The organism is Parabacteroides sp. CT06, assembly GCF_002257605.1.
Lineage (GTDB): Bacteria > Bacteroidota > Bacteroidia > Bacteroidales > Tannerellaceae > Parabacteroides > Parabacteroides distasonis.
This window is the reverse complement of the sequence record NZ_CP022754.1, coordinates 5,200,873-5,219,395: the sequence shown is the minus strand read 5'-3', so window position 1 is coordinate 5,219,395 and position 18,523 is coordinate 5,200,873. Positions and strand designations below refer to the sequence as shown.

The 18,523-nt window shown below is 46.2% G+C and carries 12 protein-coding genes; 6 read left to right on the top strand and 6 right to left on the bottom strand.

Features of this window, described 5'->3' with window-relative positions:
* Positions 1-51 precede the first annotated feature (51 nt).
* Positions 52-468 (bottom strand): type II 3-dehydroquinate dehydratase, encoded by a 417-nt coding sequence (gene aroQ / locus CI960_RS22505; RefSeq protein WP_005859889.1) that lies wholly within the window; start codon positions 466-468, stop codon positions 52-54.
* 101 nt (positions 469-569) lie between these two features.
* Between aroQ and xerD the strand changes: the two genes are divergently transcribed.
* Positions 570-1,475, top strand: a complete 906-nt coding sequence (gene xerD, locus CI960_RS22500; protein WP_005859891.1) for a site-specific tyrosine recombinase XerD — start codon at positions 570-572, stop codon at positions 1,473-1,475.
* Positions 1,476-1,514: 39 nt separating this feature from the next.
* On the opposite strand, the gene CI960_RS22495 is transcribed toward xerD, so the two are convergent.
* The 4 genes from CI960_RS22495 to hflX all read right to left on the bottom strand — a co-directional run bounded on the left by CI960_RS22495 (position 1,515) and on the right by hflX (position 6,484).
* Positions 1,515-2,411, bottom strand: a complete 897-nt coding sequence (locus tag CI960_RS22495; RefSeq protein ID WP_005859893.1) for an Rpn family recombination-promoting nuclease/putative transposase — start codon at positions 2,409-2,411, stop codon at positions 1,515-1,517.
* 259 nt (positions 2,412-2,670) lie between these two features.
* A complete protein-coding gene (locus CI960_RS22490; protein ID WP_005859894.1) occupies positions 2,671-3,099 on the bottom strand; it encodes a hypothetical protein in 429 nt (142 codons plus the stop codon).
* Between the two features lie 163 nt (positions 3,100-3,262).
* Positions 3,263-5,251, bottom strand: coding sequence for a DUF4954 family protein (locus tag CI960_RS22485; RefSeq protein WP_005859896.1), 1,989 nt, complete (start codon positions 5,249-5,251; stop codon positions 3,263-3,265).
* Positions 5,252-5,272: 21 nt separating this feature from the next.
* Positions 5,273-6,484, bottom strand: a complete 1,212-nt coding sequence (gene hflX / locus CI960_RS22480; RefSeq protein WP_005859898.1) for a GTPase HflX — start codon at positions 6,482-6,484, stop codon at positions 5,273-5,275.
* A 73-nt stretch (positions 6,485-6,557) separates the two neighbouring features.
* On the opposite strand from hflX, the gene CI960_RS22475 reads away from it, so the two are divergent.
* The 4 genes from CI960_RS22475 to CI960_RS22460 all read left to right on the top strand — a co-directional run bounded on the left by CI960_RS22475 (position 6,558) and on the right by CI960_RS22460 (position 13,910).
* Complete coding sequence (locus CI960_RS22475; protein ID WP_005859900.1) at positions 6,558-8,360, top strand: T9SS type A sorting domain-containing protein; 1,803 nt, start codon at positions 6,558-6,560, stop codon at positions 8,358-8,360.
* Between the two features lie 49 nt (positions 8,361-8,409).
* The gene (locus CI960_RS22470; RefSeq protein ID WP_005859902.1) at positions 8,410-8,628 is read left to right on the top strand and encodes a hypothetical protein; all 219 of its coding nucleotides are present in this window, start codon (positions 8,410-8,412) and stop codon (positions 8,626-8,628) included.
* 436 nt (positions 8,629-9,064) lie between these two features.
* Positions 9,065-12,253 (top strand): TonB-dependent receptor, encoded by a 3,189-nt coding sequence (locus tag CI960_RS22465; protein ID WP_005859904.1) that lies wholly within the window; start codon positions 9,065-9,067, stop codon positions 12,251-12,253.
* A gap of 25 nt (positions 12,254-12,278) precedes the next feature.
* Positions 12,279-13,910: a RagB/SusD family nutrient uptake outer membrane protein gene (locus CI960_RS22460; protein ID WP_005859906.1), complete on the top strand. Its 1,632-nt coding sequence runs from the start codon at positions 12,279-12,281 to the stop codon at positions 13,908-13,910.
* 90 nt (positions 13,911-14,000) lie between these two features.
* Here CI960_RS22460 and uvrA read toward each other — a convergent pair whose 3' ends face one another.
* The gene (uvrA, locus tag CI960_RS22455; RefSeq protein ID WP_005859908.1) at positions 14,001-16,784 is read right to left on the bottom strand and encodes an excinuclease ABC subunit UvrA; all 2,784 of its coding nucleotides are present in this window, start codon (positions 16,782-16,784) and stop codon (positions 14,001-14,003) included.
* A 206-nt stretch (positions 16,785-16,990) separates the two neighbouring features.
* Between uvrA and CI960_RS22450 the strand changes: the two genes are divergently transcribed.
* Positions 16,991-18,520 carry a glycoside hydrolase family 10 protein gene (locus tag CI960_RS22450; RefSeq protein WP_005859910.1) on the top strand — a complete coding sequence of 510 codons (1,530 nt, stop codon included), beginning with the start codon at positions 16,991-16,993 and terminating at the stop codon, positions 18,518-18,520.
* Positions 18,521-18,523 lie beyond the last annotated feature (3 nt).

Sequence of the window (18,523 nt, the reverse complement as noted above, 5' to 3'; positions counted from 1 at the left end):
ATTATTATAACCTAATTATTAATTCTATTTGATAACCTTCTAAACCTTCTATCACATAAACGATTCGATCGCCAACCGATACGAATCCAGCCCAAACCCAAGAATCACTCCCCTGCATGCCGCCGATATCATCGACACATGACGAAACGATTCACGGGCATGCACATTCGAGATATGCACTTCCACGACTGGCGTAGTAACCGCCTTGATAGCATCGTGCAACGCAATGGAAGTATGCGTATAAGCGCCGGCGTTCAACACGATACCGTCATATTCAAAACCCACCTCATGGATCTTGTTAATTATCTCTCCTTCCACATTACTTTGATAATAAGATATCTCACACTGAGGAAAGCGGGCACGTAACTCGCTCAAATAGTCCTCGAACGAGGCATTTCCGTATACTGTCGGTTCTCGCTTGCCCAACAGATTCAAATTAGGGCCATTGATGATCTGAATCTTCTTCATTCTTAATTGTAAGTTTATTACCTTTGTACCGCCCGTTGAGGCCGGAATTATCCGGCAAAGGTAAGGATTTTATTTGACACATTCATAACGACATACCGACAATGCGACAAGGAAAAGATATAATAAACCGATATAACACCTATTTACGATTAGAAAAATCGCTCTCAGCCAACTCCATCGACGCCTATTTGACAGATCTTGACAAATTGCTACGTTTCGCAGAGGATGAGAAAAAGGACGTTAAGGAGATCAGCTACGACGACTTGCAACAGTTCATCGCCCAATTACGTGACATCGGCATCCATCCCCGATCGCAAGCACGCATCATCTCGGGTATCAAATCGTTCTATCGTTTCTTATTGCTTGACAATTATATAACAAATGATCCGACCGAATTGTTAGAGTCTCCCAAGATCGGATTGAAGCTGCCGGAAGTATTAACCGTCAACGAGATAAATAGCATTCTCGACACGATAGACCTCACGCTTCCCGAGGGACAGCGGAACCGTGCGATGCTGGAGGTTTTATATAGTTGCGGACTGCGCGTATCGGAGCTTACTGGCCTGCGTTATTCGGATATATATCCCAAGGAAGGTTTCATCCGGGTAGAGGGTAAAGGAAGCAAACAACGGCTTGTTCCTATCTCCGAAGTTGCTTTGCGGGAAATTAAAAACTATCTGTATGACCGGAATTCGGTCGTGGTTAAAAAAGGCTTCGAGGATATTTTATTTCTAAGCCGGCGAGGAACGGCCCTCTCCCGTATCATGGTATTTCATATCATCAAGCAACAGACGGAGGCCGCCGGTATCCATAAAAACGTAAGTCCCCATACCTTCCGTCATTCTTTCGCCACCCACTTGCTGGAAGGCGGCGCCAACTTACGCGCTATCCAAGAGATGCTGGGGCATGAGAAAATCACCACCACCGAGATATATACACATATCGACCGGGAATTCCTTCGCAAAGAGATACTGGAACATCATCCGAGGAGCAGGCCAAGAACTTAAAAGAACCGATCCTGCTCCGCTAGCAAAGCCCCAAGGATATCATAAATTATTTATTTCCTCCTCTGACAAACCAGTATAACACACGACCATTTCCATCGAAAGCCCATCAGACCGCATACGCCGAGCTGTTTCTAGACGTTCTTCCGCACGGCCTTCTTCCCGTCCTTCAAACTTAGCAGTGCTCAACACGTCATTCTGGATCATAATCGCATTCAGATGTTCGTCATAAGCATAACGTTCCTCGGGAGACATTGAGTAATAGCGTAATTTCTCTCGTGCCTCTTCCAAGCCGGGGGCTGTCGTTTCGGAAGTTATGATCCCGTCTTTCAAGTATCGCACCCATTCCTCCAAGGGGGTCACGGCCTCCTTATCAAACTCATTCACCCGAACCAATATATACTCCGGAAAGATCTCCGAAGGAAGACGCTTGACGATCGCACCCCTCTCCTTGGTATTTACCTGTAAATGATCATGGGTATGCACGCCGACAAATTGGTTCTGCCCGTGATACAGATAATCGGTTCCTACGCCTATATCAAAATAAAGGATACTGATAGAATAGATCTTTTTCACCTCGGAATAGTCCTGCCCCAAATGAAGATGCTCGGTGACGGCCTTCGCCACGCCATAGAGCACACGTTCCAAATAATAAAGCTCGCGGGTATTCTGGATCTCGATAAGGATGATATCTCCCTTTGTGTTCTTAGCCTTGATATCCACCCGATTGAATTTATCATCAGCGTCCTGCTGGTTCCCCTCACTCTCCAATATCTCCTCAATCTTGATCTGCTCGCCCAAGAACACGGTAAGAAAGCCTTCTAGCACTCCGAAATTCGCTTTTTGCCGGAGTAGGCGTTTGATGGCCCAGTCGAAACGGATATATCGATCTTGTAATTCCTTCATATACTTCTCCTCTTTTTCTGTTTTCTTTTCCATAGTCATATCATGTTTTAGTTACCCCACTATTGGGTGGCTTCAAATGTACATAAAAAGATCCGGAATACAAGCTTATCCCATCTAAAAAGAAATGTCCTTCCTTTTGGATCCGTAAGTGAATAGCCAACGAACGGAATCGTAAGCGGTCGCAAAAGGGTATTCTTGTGCCGTTATAACTCTATTTTAACCTCATATTGTATCGGTTTAAACTATTTACCCAAAAACAAAAAACATGGATGTGGACAAATATAAAGACTACTCAATTCTTAGAAATGAGGATTCTGCACCAAATGGCCATCCGATGCTCTGTCGCACCACCTTCCGAATGCTGATCGCCGGGAGAGGCGCTATTGGTGAAATCAATCCACGCTTTATGATCATCTTCCGCCCATAAGTTCAAGGCCGTTCCCTTTACCTTTTTACTATCATACCGTTCCATAGAGGTTCCCAGTAAAACGGCGAAATTATGTTTATCGATCGAACGTTTATAACTCAACGTATTCTCCCAAAGAAGCTTCACGCCACGATTCATCGTTTGCTCCACCCTCGATTTCTCAGTCTTGACCATATAACACAAATAGCTAACAGGGAACCAATTTCTTTCGCCCCAAAAAGCCATATCCGTGGAGAGAGGGCTCTTAAACGTAAGACTCTCAAATACTTCTAATTCACCCCAAACAGAACCCACAAACTTAATCCCTCTACGGGAACGCGATATTATTCATCTCCGGAAGACGAATTAAATTAGGTTCAAAAATCTGACGCTTGAAAATGCGGTAGATCCTCCACATAGAAATGAATGTGACTATCTATCGGGAATGGCAGTTCTTGAAATAATGGTTTCATAGGCTTTATACTAAAGGTTTCAACCTCTCGATCAGTTCATCCCCAAGCGCCCGTTTATTCACGATATGTTCCTGCACGGCGGTAACAAACGGATTATTCATGAAATCTCCTCGAACACCCTCGAAATCCTGTTGTTTTTCTTTGCTGGAACCATCCACACCGAAACCAATCATAGAAGTCAAGGAGAATTCCTTACGGGCATCCTCATAAAGCATCTCATCCAAGCGGATCACACATTCTTGCCAACGACGAACCAGATCAATAATCTCTGCGGCGGAAATCGAACGGAGATCCACCCCATAATAACGTTCGATCATCTCGTACGCCCATGTCCATTCCAAGGAATAATAACGTCCGTGAACCAAACGGAAAAAGCATTCCACATCCTCTAAGGAAGCGATTTCCCCCTGTTCGATATCTTGCAACAAGGCTTCTAGCGGTTCCCTCGGGAGGATCAAGCCCGCCAAGTCCAACCATTCTCCGGAGCCTTTGGATTCCGTAGGACGCAATTGCTCCCAGACCTCTTCCATAGAACAATAGGTCGTACCTTCCAAACGCTTGATTAACGAGTTACCAAAGAACTTATTAATTGCCATCCCATAAAAGTTCAACGCATTCCGGAGGGAGGAACCTTTTATACGAGTATTCTGATAATAATAAATCTCGGAAGTCTCTCCAACCAATGCCTGCAGGTTTTTCAAGATATCCACCGCTTTCAGCATCTTCTGGATCGTATAGGGACTCAATAGATTATAGTTAATCATATCCAAGCGATCCGGGTCCGTACGTTTATCACGTTTCGGCCATTTCTGGGCATCACGGATCGTACCTACGCTGCGAAGATTAATTCCCGGAACTAAGTAAGTCTCATCATCCTTCTCTATTAAATAGGAGAATGGAATATCGGAAGTATCGCTATGATGATGATGGCGGCCCATTACCAAAGAGAAAGCGCCAATACGAGCCGGCCAAAGAATATACGAGTCGCTGGTCGTCTTGGAACCACGTTCCACGATCCCTTGATGGATCGGTCCCAGCTTATACATATGATTACTCTGGTTGGAGCCACTTCCCGCATTCAAAAACGAATACATTCCCGCTATCAGCAAACTACTCTTATGCATAGACACTGTAAACGGACCGGCGAAAATAGCGCAAGCCTCCCCATTCTCGAAAGCGCAGTTGCTGAACAACAAGGAATCATGGGCCGAGAAGTTATGCGTCACTTGGCAAGCCTGTCCGATAAAGCAACGGATAATCTTAGCGGCATCCGCGATCTTGGCTCCCGAAGAGACAATGAAATCTTGCGCGATCACGCTATCCCCGATAAATACCGGGGCCTCCTTCTTACTATTTACGGAACCATTTTCCAGACGTGCGCTATTCTCTATGGTCGCGTAATCACCAATCTTCACGTTACGGATCGTACCGGTATTGACAATCTTGACCTTATCGCCAACCGTTCCCTCCGTAGAGGCAATACCCTCCGTATAAGCGGTAATCATATCCCGCAAGCGTTCGATCAAGGCCGGACGATGACGGTACAATGCTATAATATAAGCCAATGAAGCCGACAGGCCATCGTAAATCGGAACCTCACGCCCGCCGGTCTCATTCAAGACCGACACCTCGACATTATTCCCGAACGTAGCCTTGCCTTCCACCAACATAACATTTATATTCTGGATAAAGCAGTCATCACCGATCCGGTAATTAGCGATATAATTCTGTACGTTCTCAATCAACACGTTATCCCCCAACGTGCAATTATGTAGGGTAACATGACGAAGCCCGCTATGCTTTACCAATCCTCCCGGCAGGGTAAAAATCTTACGAAAGGCTCCTAACTTAACCACTCCTGAAAAACGTACGTGGTTCACATATTCAATATCAAACACTTCTGGAACCCAAACTTGATTCCAATCATCGGCCCGGCAAGCCTGAGATCGCAAGGTGGCGATCTCATCCGGCCGCAAATTTCTCAAATGATTCATTGGTACTAATTTTGTAAGACTCTACTCTTCATCATATTGCTGAAAGAGGAAGTCATTGTAGGGGAAACGGGTGATATGGATTTGTTTGACCCGTTCATACAACATCTCTTTCAACGCCTCTATATTCGTACGTTCCTTGGCGGAGATAAAGATGCAATTATCTTGCAATTTTCCCATCCACGTACGTTTCAGTTCATCCAGATCGATATTCTCACGACCACGAGGGGTCAAATCATCTTCCTCTTTCGGGACAAAGGTAAATGCGTCCACCTTATTGAAAACCATGATCATCGGTTTCTCGGTCTTATCGATCTCCGCCAACGTACGGTTCACGACCTCTATTTGCTCCTCAAAAGTCGGGTGTGAGATATCCACGATATGTACCAGCAAATCCGCCTCCCGTACCTCATCCAAGGTAGATTTAAAAGATTCCACCAGCTCGGTCGGTAACTTGCGGATAAATCCGACCGTATCAGACAGCAAGAACGGCAAGTTCTCGATAATGACCTTGCGTACGGTCGTATCTAACGTAGCGAACAACTTATTCTCGGCAAAGACCTCACTCTTGCTCAATAAGTTCATCAAGGTAGATTTACCTACGTTCGTATATCCGACTAACGCTACACGTACCATCTTACCCCGGTTTTTCCGTTGTACGCTTTTTTGCTTGTCAATATCCACCAGCTCTTTCTTCAATCGTGCGATCTTATCCAAGATAATACGTTTATCAGTCTCCAACTGTGTCTCACCCGGACCACGCATACCTACGCCGCCTCGCTGACGCTCCAAGTGTGTCCACAGACGAGTCAAGCGGGGTAACATATATTTATATTGTGCAAGCTCCACCTGTGTCTTCGCATGGGCGGTCTGTGCACGGCTAGCGAAGATATCCAAGATCAAGCTCGTACGATCCAAGATTTTCACCTGCAATTCTTTCTCAATATTACGGAGTTGCTTCGGACTCAGCTCATCATCAAAGATCACCAAGCCGATCTCATTCTCTACCACATACTCCTTAATTTCCTGCAATTTACCGGTCCCGACAAAAGTGACGGAATTCGGGTAATCCATTTTCTGGGTAAAACGCTTTACCGCATCCACCCCTGCCGTATCGGCCAAGAAAGCCAATTCGTCCAGATATTCCTTAACCTTTTGCTCATTTTGCTCGGGGGTAACCAAACCCACCAAAACGGCCTTTTCGGTCTGTGCCTCAGATATGATAAATTCTTTCATGCCACAAAGATATATTATTTCAATTATTTACGTATATTTGCGAACATATTTACAAATATAAATCAACTTAGCTATGAAAAAGAGAATTTGGCATCTATCCAGATGCGTTGTCGTTTGTACGGCATTCCTATTCGTACAACAATTTATCCAGTCACAAGTTTCAAATCCATCTACATGGGAAAGTTTTGTGCAAAGTAACGCAAATATATCTATCCGGGATACGTTTCGGATGCAGACATTTGAGGGACTTGCTTCTGATAATTGGGATTATGCCATTACAGGTGAAGCCCTTATTGAAGATATCTCCGGCGTGAAAGATATTCCTAACAGCCACGGAAACTACGGGTTACGAATGCCAATGAATACGCAAGTGGCTTTCGAGCATTTCACGTTAACAAATCATCAAGATATAAAAATCAGTATACGGAAAGGGGGCATCCTTCTAGTAGAAGGAGAAGGCATGAGAGCCAGAACCTATCGAAAAGGGGAAACAAGTTATCCCTCCTTAGTTCCAACCATAGGAGAGAGTGGCATCAATCCTTTCAAAACCACAGATATAAAAAACAATCCTCCGGGCTTAGATCTTATCGTCCCCACACCGGCCGCCAATACCAAAAACGGCTATTATTATGTAGACAGCGTTTACGCACACGGCATGATTCCTACCTATTCCCTATTTACCGGAAACAGCGATTGGAACCATGAGGATCGCTGGAGCCACCTACCCGCCTACCGTCACCGCAACGCCTTGATTAACGGCAATATCTCCATAAATACAAATATCAGCTGTAAAGATATCTTTATTGGCAATGGAAATATCCATATTTTACCAACCGGAAATCTATCCGCAAATAACCTTACCATCTATCCTAATGATGGTATCTTGGCGTCTTCCTCCACCTTGCGATCGTCTGGAACTATTAACATCTCCGGCAAAATAACAATCGAGAAGACCTTCGCTCAAAAAGGCAAATGGTATTTTATCTCCTTCCCCTTCGATGTATTCGCTTCCGGCATAGACCCGGATTTCCAACTGGGTGATGACAAAAGCGATACAAACGGTAACTACTTTTACGTACAAACCTATAACGGAGAAAAGCGAGCCAACTCACAAAGCCCTTCCAACAACTGGGAAGTCATACCACAAACAATAATCAATACATCCCAGCCCATCTTCAAGAAGAACAAGGGGTACCTGATCGCTATTGACGCTTCCGCCGATCGTCAGAACCTTCGTTTCTCCTCGAAAGCAAAAGATATCCCTATAGATTTCGGAAAAAACGGTCAAGCCTCTATTCCGGTAAGCATTAACAACCAAAGCCAGAACCAGAATCACAACGGCTGGTATCTATGCGGTAATCCTCTGCCGGCTCCTTTATCTCTTAGTCAAATAGAATCAAACTCGGCCTTAGACGGATACATTTATATATATGACGGCTCCACCTACCAACCCTACGTGATCGGTAGCGATTTCGCCATCCCTCCATTCTCCGCTTTCTTTGTCAAAGCGAATAATAGTACCAGCCTATCTGTATATAATACATCCGAACCAGCCAATTATAAATTATTATCAACGAATGCACCCATATCTTTCCCAACATCGGAACCTCAAGCCCGACAAGATCCTCCTGTTTCCAATCAAGCCTTTTCATTTCCGGAATTAAGCTATCAGCTAGAGAACAAAACTTTATTCATTAATAATCTTCCATCCCCCGGTAAAGTCAAACTACTTACTCCGGCAGGCATATTGGTATTTACGCAAGCGGTACAGGCAGGGAACCCTATCCTCCCGATTCCCCTCCCACAAGGTTTATATATCTTAATTATTCAAACAGAACATTATCGGGCACAGTACAAATGCGTTTTAACCTCCTAAAGCCCGAAACAATCTTATATCTTTGCCCTGTTTTAAGAATAAAACGAATATGAAGAAGATCAACATCACAACAATTGCCTTACTTGTCTACTTAATCGTAATGAGTATCATCGGCTGGCCGGGAAACAATTCGGGGAATAATTATACCGAATATTTCTTGATGATCGGCGCTACGCTCGTCATCATCATCCTTCTACGCTATCTGCAAGTCAAACGTCTGAGAATGCGAGATAAGTGGAATAAAGACGAAGATCCTGCCAAGCAATAAAAACACAGCCTGTTTTTCTTCACAGAAGAACAGGCTGAATGAACTTTATTTTATTACACTAGTATTAATATTACTGCTTTTTCGCCCTCACAGGCTACTTGAATGTCTCGTAAAGACTACGCACAGTATAAATTATTCGATTATAAATAAGTACAATCTTAACAGGACACACACACCACTTGTTTCGCTTACTTTCTTAAAATGAGTTACTTTCATAATTCTTACATTTTATTCACTAGTACTAAAACGTCATTAACCAATACGCAAAAGACAACCGACATCATTTTTGTAATCGTAGCCTAATCGTCATATCACTGAAAGGCAATACAATCGTGAACACATTTTTAATAACATAGACATATCATCGTAATACAATCACACGTCCTTTGCGTTCTGAAAAAATAGATTAATTCTAATATATTTTAAGGACAAAAGGATGGACAACAGAAATTACTTTACGATGGCGATTCCCGCTCTTTTGCTAGGCGTAGCATACTTACAGCCAATCAATGCGGCACCAGCGGAGGATCTGCCAAACGTTACTGGACGAATGACGATCACCCAACAGACATTCACGGTAAGTGGCGTAGTCACCGATACGAACGGAGAACCAATTATCGGGGCTAACGTGATTGAGAAAGGGACTACAAATGGAGCCGTAACCGATTTTGACGGCAAATTTTCTCTCTCGCTGCAAAACAAGCAAAGCATATTGGTCGTTACTTATATCGGTTATAACACCAAGGAGATTCCAGCCGGGAATGGTTCTCCCCTCACGATCCAATTGCAGGATGACACCCAGAACCTAGACGAGGTTATCGTGGTAGGTTATAGTGTACAGAAGAAAAAAGACCTTACCGGTGCTGTTTCCGTACTGGAGGTAGGCGACCTGAAAGATACCCCGGTATCCAGTGTAGATCAAATGATGCAAGGTAAATTGTCCGGCGTAAACGTAATCCCGGATAATATGCCCGGCGGAGGCGTAGCGGTACGTGTACGCGGTTTCAGCACGATCCGTAACAATGATCCGCTTTATATCATCGATGGCGTACCAGTAGAGGGCGGCATCAATTTTCTCAACCCGAATGATATCGAAAGTATGCAGGTATTGAAAGATGCTTCTTCCGCTTCCATCTATGGCGCACGTGCGGCAAACGGCGTGGTTATCATCAGTACAAAAAAAGGGAAGGAAGGTACTTTCCGGGTAAACCTAGACGCTTACGTGGGAGTACAAACCTCGGCAAAACAGATGCGTATGCTAAACGCCCAAGAATATGGCGACTTATTATGGCAGGCACAGCGTAACGACGGGAAATCACCAGTAAGCGACGTGTATGGCTCCGGCGAGACCGCCGTAATTCCGGAATTCCTTGACGCAGATCACCGTCTTCCCTCGGGAGACGTGGATTGGGTTGACGAGATCATGCAAAAAGCCATGGTCCAGTCCTATAACCTCTCTCTGGCGAAAGCAGATAAAGTTAGCAGCCACTTGTTCTCCCTAGGCTATTTCAACCAAGACGGTCTTATGAAATATACTGGTTTCGAACGTATATCCGGACGTTTCAACAATGAGTTCAAGCTCTTCAACGATCGTTTGAAAATCGGTGAGAACGCCACATTATCACATGCGTGGGGAACCTCGGTCACCAATAACGCCGCACTGGGAGGTATGTTATACAACGCCTATAAGACCGTATCCATTACCCCTGTTTACGATCTGGACGGGAATTTCGGCAGCAACCCGATCGCCGACATCTCCAACCCGTTAGGCGAATTATACCGTAATAAGGATAATAAAGATCGTACCACCCGCCTATTCGGTAATCTATTCGCCGAACTGAATATCCTAGAGGGATTTTATTTCAAGACCAACTTCGGAGCGGATTACAAAAACCTGTATAAACGAAGCTTCAAGGCCAAATACAACGAATTGAACACCCAGCAGCCCTTGAGTACGTTGAGCACGCAAAACCGTTGGAACTTCAATTGGGTATTCACGAACACGTTAAACTATTTACGGACATTCGATAAACATACGATCGGAGCCTTATTAGGTATCGAGACAAACCGTTATCAAGAGGAATACTTCTCCGCCTCCCGTGAAGGCTTTGCCTCGGATGACGATAACTTCCATTTCCTCGATGCGGGCGATAGCGGCTCCCAGAAGAACGCAGGTTCTGCCTTTACTTCCAAGATGATGTCTTATTTCGGTAAAATTGATTATAATTTCGACAACCGCTACTTATTCGCAGCCACGTTCCGACGTGACGGATCTTCTAAACTTGGTAACAATAAATGGGGTAATTTCCCGGCTGTCTCCGCAGGCTGGCGTATCAGTAGCGAACCGTTTTATGATATTCCGGCTATCAGCAACATGAAAGTCCGCATAGGTTGGGGACAAAACGGCAACTCTGATATCCCGGCTTATTCCACGATCGATTCTTACATGAGTAATCCGAACCACTCCAACTATCCGATCGACGGTAGCCAAAGTTCCGTGACAACCGGATACACCCAAACCCGTTACGGTAACGCAAACTTGAAATGGGAGACCACCACGCAAACTAATGTCGGGCTGGATCTAGGCTTCCTAGATAACAGCCTAACCGTTGTGCTGGATTGGTTTAACAAAGATACCAAGGACTTATTATGGGAGCGTCCCTTGATCGGTACCGTGGGGGGTACAAACCAAACGGTATGGGACAATGTCGGGAAAATGCGTAACCGGGGTTTCGAAGCTGAGGTCAGCTACAATAAGAGCATCAATAAAGATTTCGGGTTCAATGTCGCCTTCAATATGTCCGCTATCAAGAACAAGATGACGGAATTAGACGGTGATGTCTCCTATATCGGACTGCCTACCAGTGTGATTCACTCCCTCAACTTCGATCAAGAGGTTTCTCGTTCCGCCATCGGTCAACCAATCGGCTCTTTCTACGCTTATAAAGAAGACGGTTTATTCCAGAGCGAGGCGGAGATCAAATCATATACCAATAATAAAGGCGAACTACTCCAACCTAACGCAAAACCGGGTGATATCAAGTTCGTAGACGTAAACGGAGATGGCGTAATAGACGGTAACGACCGTGACTATATCGGTAACCCGCTCCCCGATGTCACAGCAGGCCTTACATTAGGAGTCAACTTCCATAATTTTGACCTCAGTCTATTCTTTCAGGGAATGTTCGGAAACGATGTATACGACTTGACCCGTTATGTGGGTGATTTCTACAATCAATCGCAATACAACAAAAACAGCCGTGTCGTTAATGCATGGACACCAACCAACACGAATACGGACATACCCCGTGTCACCATGGACGATCCGAACAATAACATCCGGCCCTCGTCTTACTATGTGCAAGACGCTTCTTTCGTTCGCTTAAAGAACATGAAAATCGGTTATTCCGTACCTCAGTCCATCCTATCCAAGATTAAGTTCAATAGCTTGTATATCTATGCGCAAGCAACCAACTTATTCACGATCACAGGATACGACGGTATCGATCCGGAAGTGGGATTGCAAAGTTACTCCAGTGACTACCGTAACCTAGATATGGGTGTGGACCGCGGCATCTATCCGTTATCCCGCACCTTCACCTTTGGAGTAAACGTAAGTTTTTAATCATCAAACAACAACAAACTAGAATATGAAGAAAATGATTATAGCGGCCTGTGCCGTATTCGCATTGACATCATGCAGCGATTTTCTGGAAGAGACACCTGTAGGCGAACTGACTCCCGAACAAGCACAAGATTCCAATAACATCGAGGGATTGATTATCTCCGCCTATTCCATCCTAGACGGCCAGATGGACGATGCCAGCTCCGGCTTGAATTCAGGATGCTCCAACTGGCAATTTGGCGATGTGATCTCAGACGATACCTACAAAGGCGGAGGTGGTACGGGAGACCAGAACCCGGTTCACTTGATGGAAATCTTCCATATCGACCCGACTATCCAAGATTACAATCGGAAATGGCTAGCCTTATACGAGGGCGTGAACCGCTGTAACCAAGCGATCCGTATCCTCAAAGGCAGCGATTATGATAAAAAGGAGACCCGTATCGCCGAGATGCGTTTCCTGCGTGCCCATTTCTATTTCAACTTAAAGATCATCTATAACCAGATCCCATATTTCGACGAGAGTGTCAGCGATCCTTCCGCGTTCGCCTCTATCTCGAATAAGGAGTATACATCCGATCAATTATGGGAGAAGATACTGAATGATTTTAAGGCCGCCTACGAAGGTCTCCCGGATTCCCAGCCGGATGTGGCACGTCCATGTAAGATGACGGCCCGGGCTTATATGGCTAAAGTTTACTTGTTCCAAGGCAAATGGCAGGAATGCGCTACAGCGACGGATGAGGTGATCAATTCCGGCAAATACCAGCTACTCCCCGACTTCCGGAATATCTTCTTGCCGGAAAATGACAACTGCCCTGAAATTTTATTTTCAGTCCAAGCCTCTATCAACGATGGCTCCCCGAACAACTACAACGGAAATCCGGGCGACCGTTTGTTACCTCCGGGAGGCCCTTATCCCAACTATGGTTTCCTTCGTCCTTCCCAAAACCTAGTAAACGCTTATAAGACCGACTCCAACGGCTTGCCTTTGGAAGACGGCATAGACGTTTCGGAAAATGATTATGTAGACACCCGCCTAGACCACACGGTAGCCCGCCCCGGAATCATGTTCCTAGATGTCCAACTCTATGACTGGACTCCTCGTGAGGCTACGGTTTACGGTCCGTATAGCCCTAAAAAACGTATTGTCTCCAAGAACTCAAGTTACTATTTGGCTATCTGGCCATACGTAAACGCATTGAATGTTTATATTATTCGATATGCGGACGTGTTATTGTGGCGTGCCGAAGCTGCTATCGAACTAGGCGATTTGACTACCGGATTGAAATACATCAACCAAGTTCGCGAGCGTGCCATGAACAGCCAGACCGTAAAAACCGCTGACGGGACATCGGATGCCGCCAAATACCGGATCGGATTATATCCGTCATTTTCCGACAAAGAGGAGGCGATCCGAGCCTTACGTACCGAACGACGTCTGGAATTCGCCTTAGAAGGTGAACGTTTCTTTGATCTAGTCCGTTGGGGAATCGCCTCAGACGTGATGAACACTTATTTCGAGCATGAGAAGACATTCCGCTCTCATCTCCAAAATGCCCGTTTCATCAAAGGGACCCACGAATACGGCCCGATACCGCAAGCGGTTATAGACCTTGCGAAAAATGGAATCATCGAGCAAAACCCAGGATATTAATGGAAATGCTCCCATTCCTCTTAAAAGAAATAGCTCCTATCCGAATATTCGGGCAGGAGCTATTTACATTTGTCTTTTTATATCGTCTCCTTATAACTTATCCCTTAAAAACCTTCCGGTATAGGATGCCTCGCAAGCCGCGATCTCCTCCGGTGTACCGGCACAAACCAACTGCCCGCCGGCCTTTCCGCCTTCCGGTCCTAAATCGATCACATAATCCGCACATTTGATCACATCCATATTATGCTCGATAATTACCACGGAGTGACCTTTCTCGATCAAGGCATTGAAAGCTTTCAACAAAGTCTTGATATCATGAAAATGTAAACCGGTCGTAGGCTCGTCGAAAACGAACAAGGTAGGTTGCTGCTTCTCTTGGCCTAAGTAATAAGCCAGTTTCACACGTTGGTTCTCACCACCGGATAAAGTGGAGGAAGTCTGTCCCAGCTTGATATAGCCCAAACCTACGTCTTGCAGCGGTTTCAAGCGTTTCACGATCTTCTTCTCTTGGGAGCCGGAACCTTTCTCGAAGAACTCGATCGCTTGATTCACGGTCATTTCCAACACATCGTATATGTTAGCGCCTTGATACTCTACATCCAATACATCCTGCTTGAAGCGTTTGCCGTGGCAAGCCTCGCATTCCAAGGTGATATCCGCCATAAACTGCATCTCTACCGTGATCTTGCCCTCGCCCTTACATTCCTCGCAGCGACCTCCTTCTTTATTAAAGGAGAAATAGGCGGCGTTATATCCCATCTGTTTCGCTAGGGGCTGCTCGCCGAATAGTTTACGGATCTCATCGTAAGCGCCGATATACGTCACAGGGTTCGAGCGAGAACTCTTTCCGATCGAGTTCTGGTCTACAAACTCGATCGCCTGAATCATATTCAAATCACCACTGATACCGGAGCAATCCACGGTCAGGCGGGCGGCATCATCCAAATGACGTTTCACGCCCTCGTAGAAGATATCACGAACCAAGGAGCTTTTACCCGAACCGCTCACACCGGTAACCACCGTCATCACGTTCAAAGGAAACTTCACGTCCACACCCTTTAAGTTATTCTTCCGAGCCCCTGTCACTTCTATATAATTATTCCACGGACGCCGATAAGGCGGGATCTCGATCTGATCCTCTCCCGTCAAATAACGTACCGTATGGCTATCGGTACATTTCCGGAGGTTATTCACATCGCCTTGATAAACGACCTCGCCCCCCAAACGCCCTGCTTTCGGACCGATATCGATGATATAATCCGCCGCACGGATAATCTCCTCATCATGCTCCACCACGACCACGGTATTCCCCAAGGCTTGCAACTGTCGCAATACCTTGATCAACAAATCCGTATCCCGGGAATGCAGACCGATACTCGGCTCATCCAAAATATACAACGAACCCACCAAGCTACTACCCAACGAGGTAGCCAAATTGATACGTTGGCTCTCTCCTCCGGATAAAGAGGCCGAGAGGCGATCTAAAGCCAGATAACCCAACCCCACATCCAACAGGAATTGCAAGCGATTATTGATTTCCGTGAGCAAACGTTTAGCGATCGCCGCATCCGTCTCGTCCAGTTCCAGTTGATCAAAGAAAGCCTTTGCCTCCGAAACCGGCATCGTCACCAGCTCGGCGATATTCTTACCACCCACTTGCACATACAGCGCTTCCGGCCTCAAGCGGCTCCCCTTACAAACCGGGCAAGTCGTCTTTCCCCGATAGCGGGCTTGCATCACCCTGTATTGTATCTTATAAAGATTCTCTTCCACGAACTTAAAAAAATCGTCGATGCCGTGTAAACCTCTCGCCCCATGCCACAACAAATCTTTCTCTTTCTGTGTCAAGTCGTAATACGGACGGTGGATCGGAAAGTTATATTTCTCGCTCTTCACGATAAAGTCTTTCAGCCATTCCCCCATCACCTCACCTTTCCAGCAAACCACGGCTCCTTGGTAGACAGACAAGCTTTTATCGGGCACCACCAGATTCTCATCGATGCCCAGCACCTTACCGAATCCCTCACAGGTCGGACATGCGCCCAACGGATTATTAAAGCTAAACATCATATCGGTAGGCTCCTCGAATATCATGCCATCCGCCTCGAACTTCTTCGAGAATTCCTTCACGACTACCCCTTCCTCCGTATAAATACGAATCAAACAGGTACCATGGCCCTCAAAGAAAGCGGTCTCGGCCGAATCCGCCAAACGGCTTTTCAAGGTCTTATCGTCCGATACCGTCAGGCGGTCCACCAACAACTCGATCGGGTAAGACAGCAACTCCTCGCTCGCCAGTACCTCCGAGATACGATATACCGTATCATTTACCGACAGACGGGCATATCCTTCTTTCCGCAAGATCTCCAGCTGCTCCTTCATATCCCGGCCTTCCGGCAAGACAACCGGAGCGAATACGGCAAAACGAGTTCCTTCGGGATATCGCATGACCTCCTTGATAATATCGCTCACCTGATGTTTTTTCACCTCGGTGCCGGAAACCGGCGATATCGTCTTTCCGACGCGAGCATATAACAAGCGTAAATACTCATAAATCTCGGTAGATGTACCGACCGTGGAACGCGGATTACGGGTATTCACCTTCTGCTCGATAGCGATAGCCGGCGGTATTCCCTTAATATAGTCGCATTCCGGCTTACTCATCCTCCCCAAGAACTGGCGGGCGTAAGCGGATAAACTCTCTACATACCGACGCTGTCCCTCCGCATAAAGGGTATCGAACGCCAACGATGATTTTCCACTCCCCGACAGCCCGGTTATCACCACCAGCTTGTCCCTCGGAATCTCTACATCTATATTTTTCAAGTTGTTGACACGTGCCCCCTTGATGAAAATCGAATTGCTCTCAGACATATTACCTTTATCTTTTTCTTTAACGCAAAGATAGCCAAAACTAACCGATTCTGCCCTATCTTCATCGAACTAATTCACACAGTTAGACAGGGTGTGCCTCGTCTCTACTGCCAAGTAAATAAAATAACAAGGGTGAAATATTTCATATTTACAGGGAATCTTCTACATTTGTTGAAAATTTCATAGACAAACACAGCAAGGCACCCATGTACATTAAATATTTTCGCTTCTTAGTAGCGATTCTCTTTTGTGCGATAACCTCATGTTCTACGGTTCGCGAGAAGCCTCGTCCGGCTACGAGTACGGGCAAGGAGGCCAAGCGAGAGTTTAGGGGAGCATGGATACAGACCGCTTTTCAAGGCGAATACAAGGATATGACTCCCGCCCGGATGAAAAAAGACTTCATCCGCAAGCTTAATTACCTGCAAGCATGCGGCATCAACGCCATCATCTTTCAGGTGCGCCCCGAGGCGGACGCTTTCTATAAATCCGATATCGAGCCGTGGAGCCGCTTCTTCACCGGAGAGCAAGGCGTAGCCCCGGCAGGTGAGTTCGACCCGATGGCCTTCCTGATCCAAGAATGCCATAAACGGAACATGGAGTTTCACGCTTGGTTGAATCCTTACCGGGCGAGCACGGCGGGAAACACCCGTTTCGCCGATTCCCACATCTATCATAAGCATCCCGAATGGTTTGTCACCTATAATAAACAAATCCTTTTCGACCCGGGATTGCCGGAAAGCCGTCAGTTTATCTGCCGGGTAGTGCGTGATATCGTCGGCCGTTACGACGTGGACGCTATCCATATGGACGATTATTTCTATCCCTATCCCGCAGCGGGTATGCCTTTCCCGGATGATAACAGCTTCCGGAAATACGGCTTGCGAAAAGGATACAGCGAGGCGCAAAGGAACGATTGGCGCCGGGAGAACGTGAATACCCTGATCCGGGAATTGAAACGTACCATCCTGCTCACCAAGCCTTGGGTACGCTTCGGTATCAGTCCCTTCGGCATCTACCGCAACAAGAAAAGCACCGCAGACGGATCGGGTAGCAATACCAACGGTCTGCAAAACTACGACGACCTCTACGCCGATATCACCTATTGGGTACAGCAAGGTTGGATCGATTATAACATCCCCCAGATCTATTGGGAGATCGGACACCCGGCAGCAGATTACATCACGCTTATCAAATGGTGGGACAAAAACGCCAACGGAGGTCATTTATATATCGGGCAAGACGTGGCCCGCACCATGAAAGCGGACCAATTAACCCGCAAGATGCGTTACGAGCGTGCCTTGCCTCACGTGAGCGGCAATTGTTTCTGGCCCGCCAATGAGATTCTATGGAACAACAAGGGCGTAGCCGACAGCCTGAAACGGAACTACCACCGTTACCCGGCCCTTATCCCGGCCTATACCCATATGCATAACCGTCCGCCAAAAGACGTAAGCAAGCTAAAGACCGAATGGACACCTAAAGGCTTCTTGTTACATTGGCAAGCGGAGCAAAGCCCCACGAATCCGGAGCTAGCCTCCTATTTCGTGGTCTATCGCTTTAACGACAAGGAGCCGATAGACACGAGCGATCCCTCGAAGATCGTGGCTATCACCCGGGAAACCGGCTACTTGATGCCTTACGAGAAAGGTAAGGTAAAATATCGCTATGTAGTGACCGCCGTAGATCGCTTTCACAACGAGAGCGAGGGCAAGACAAAGAAAGTAAAATTATAAAGA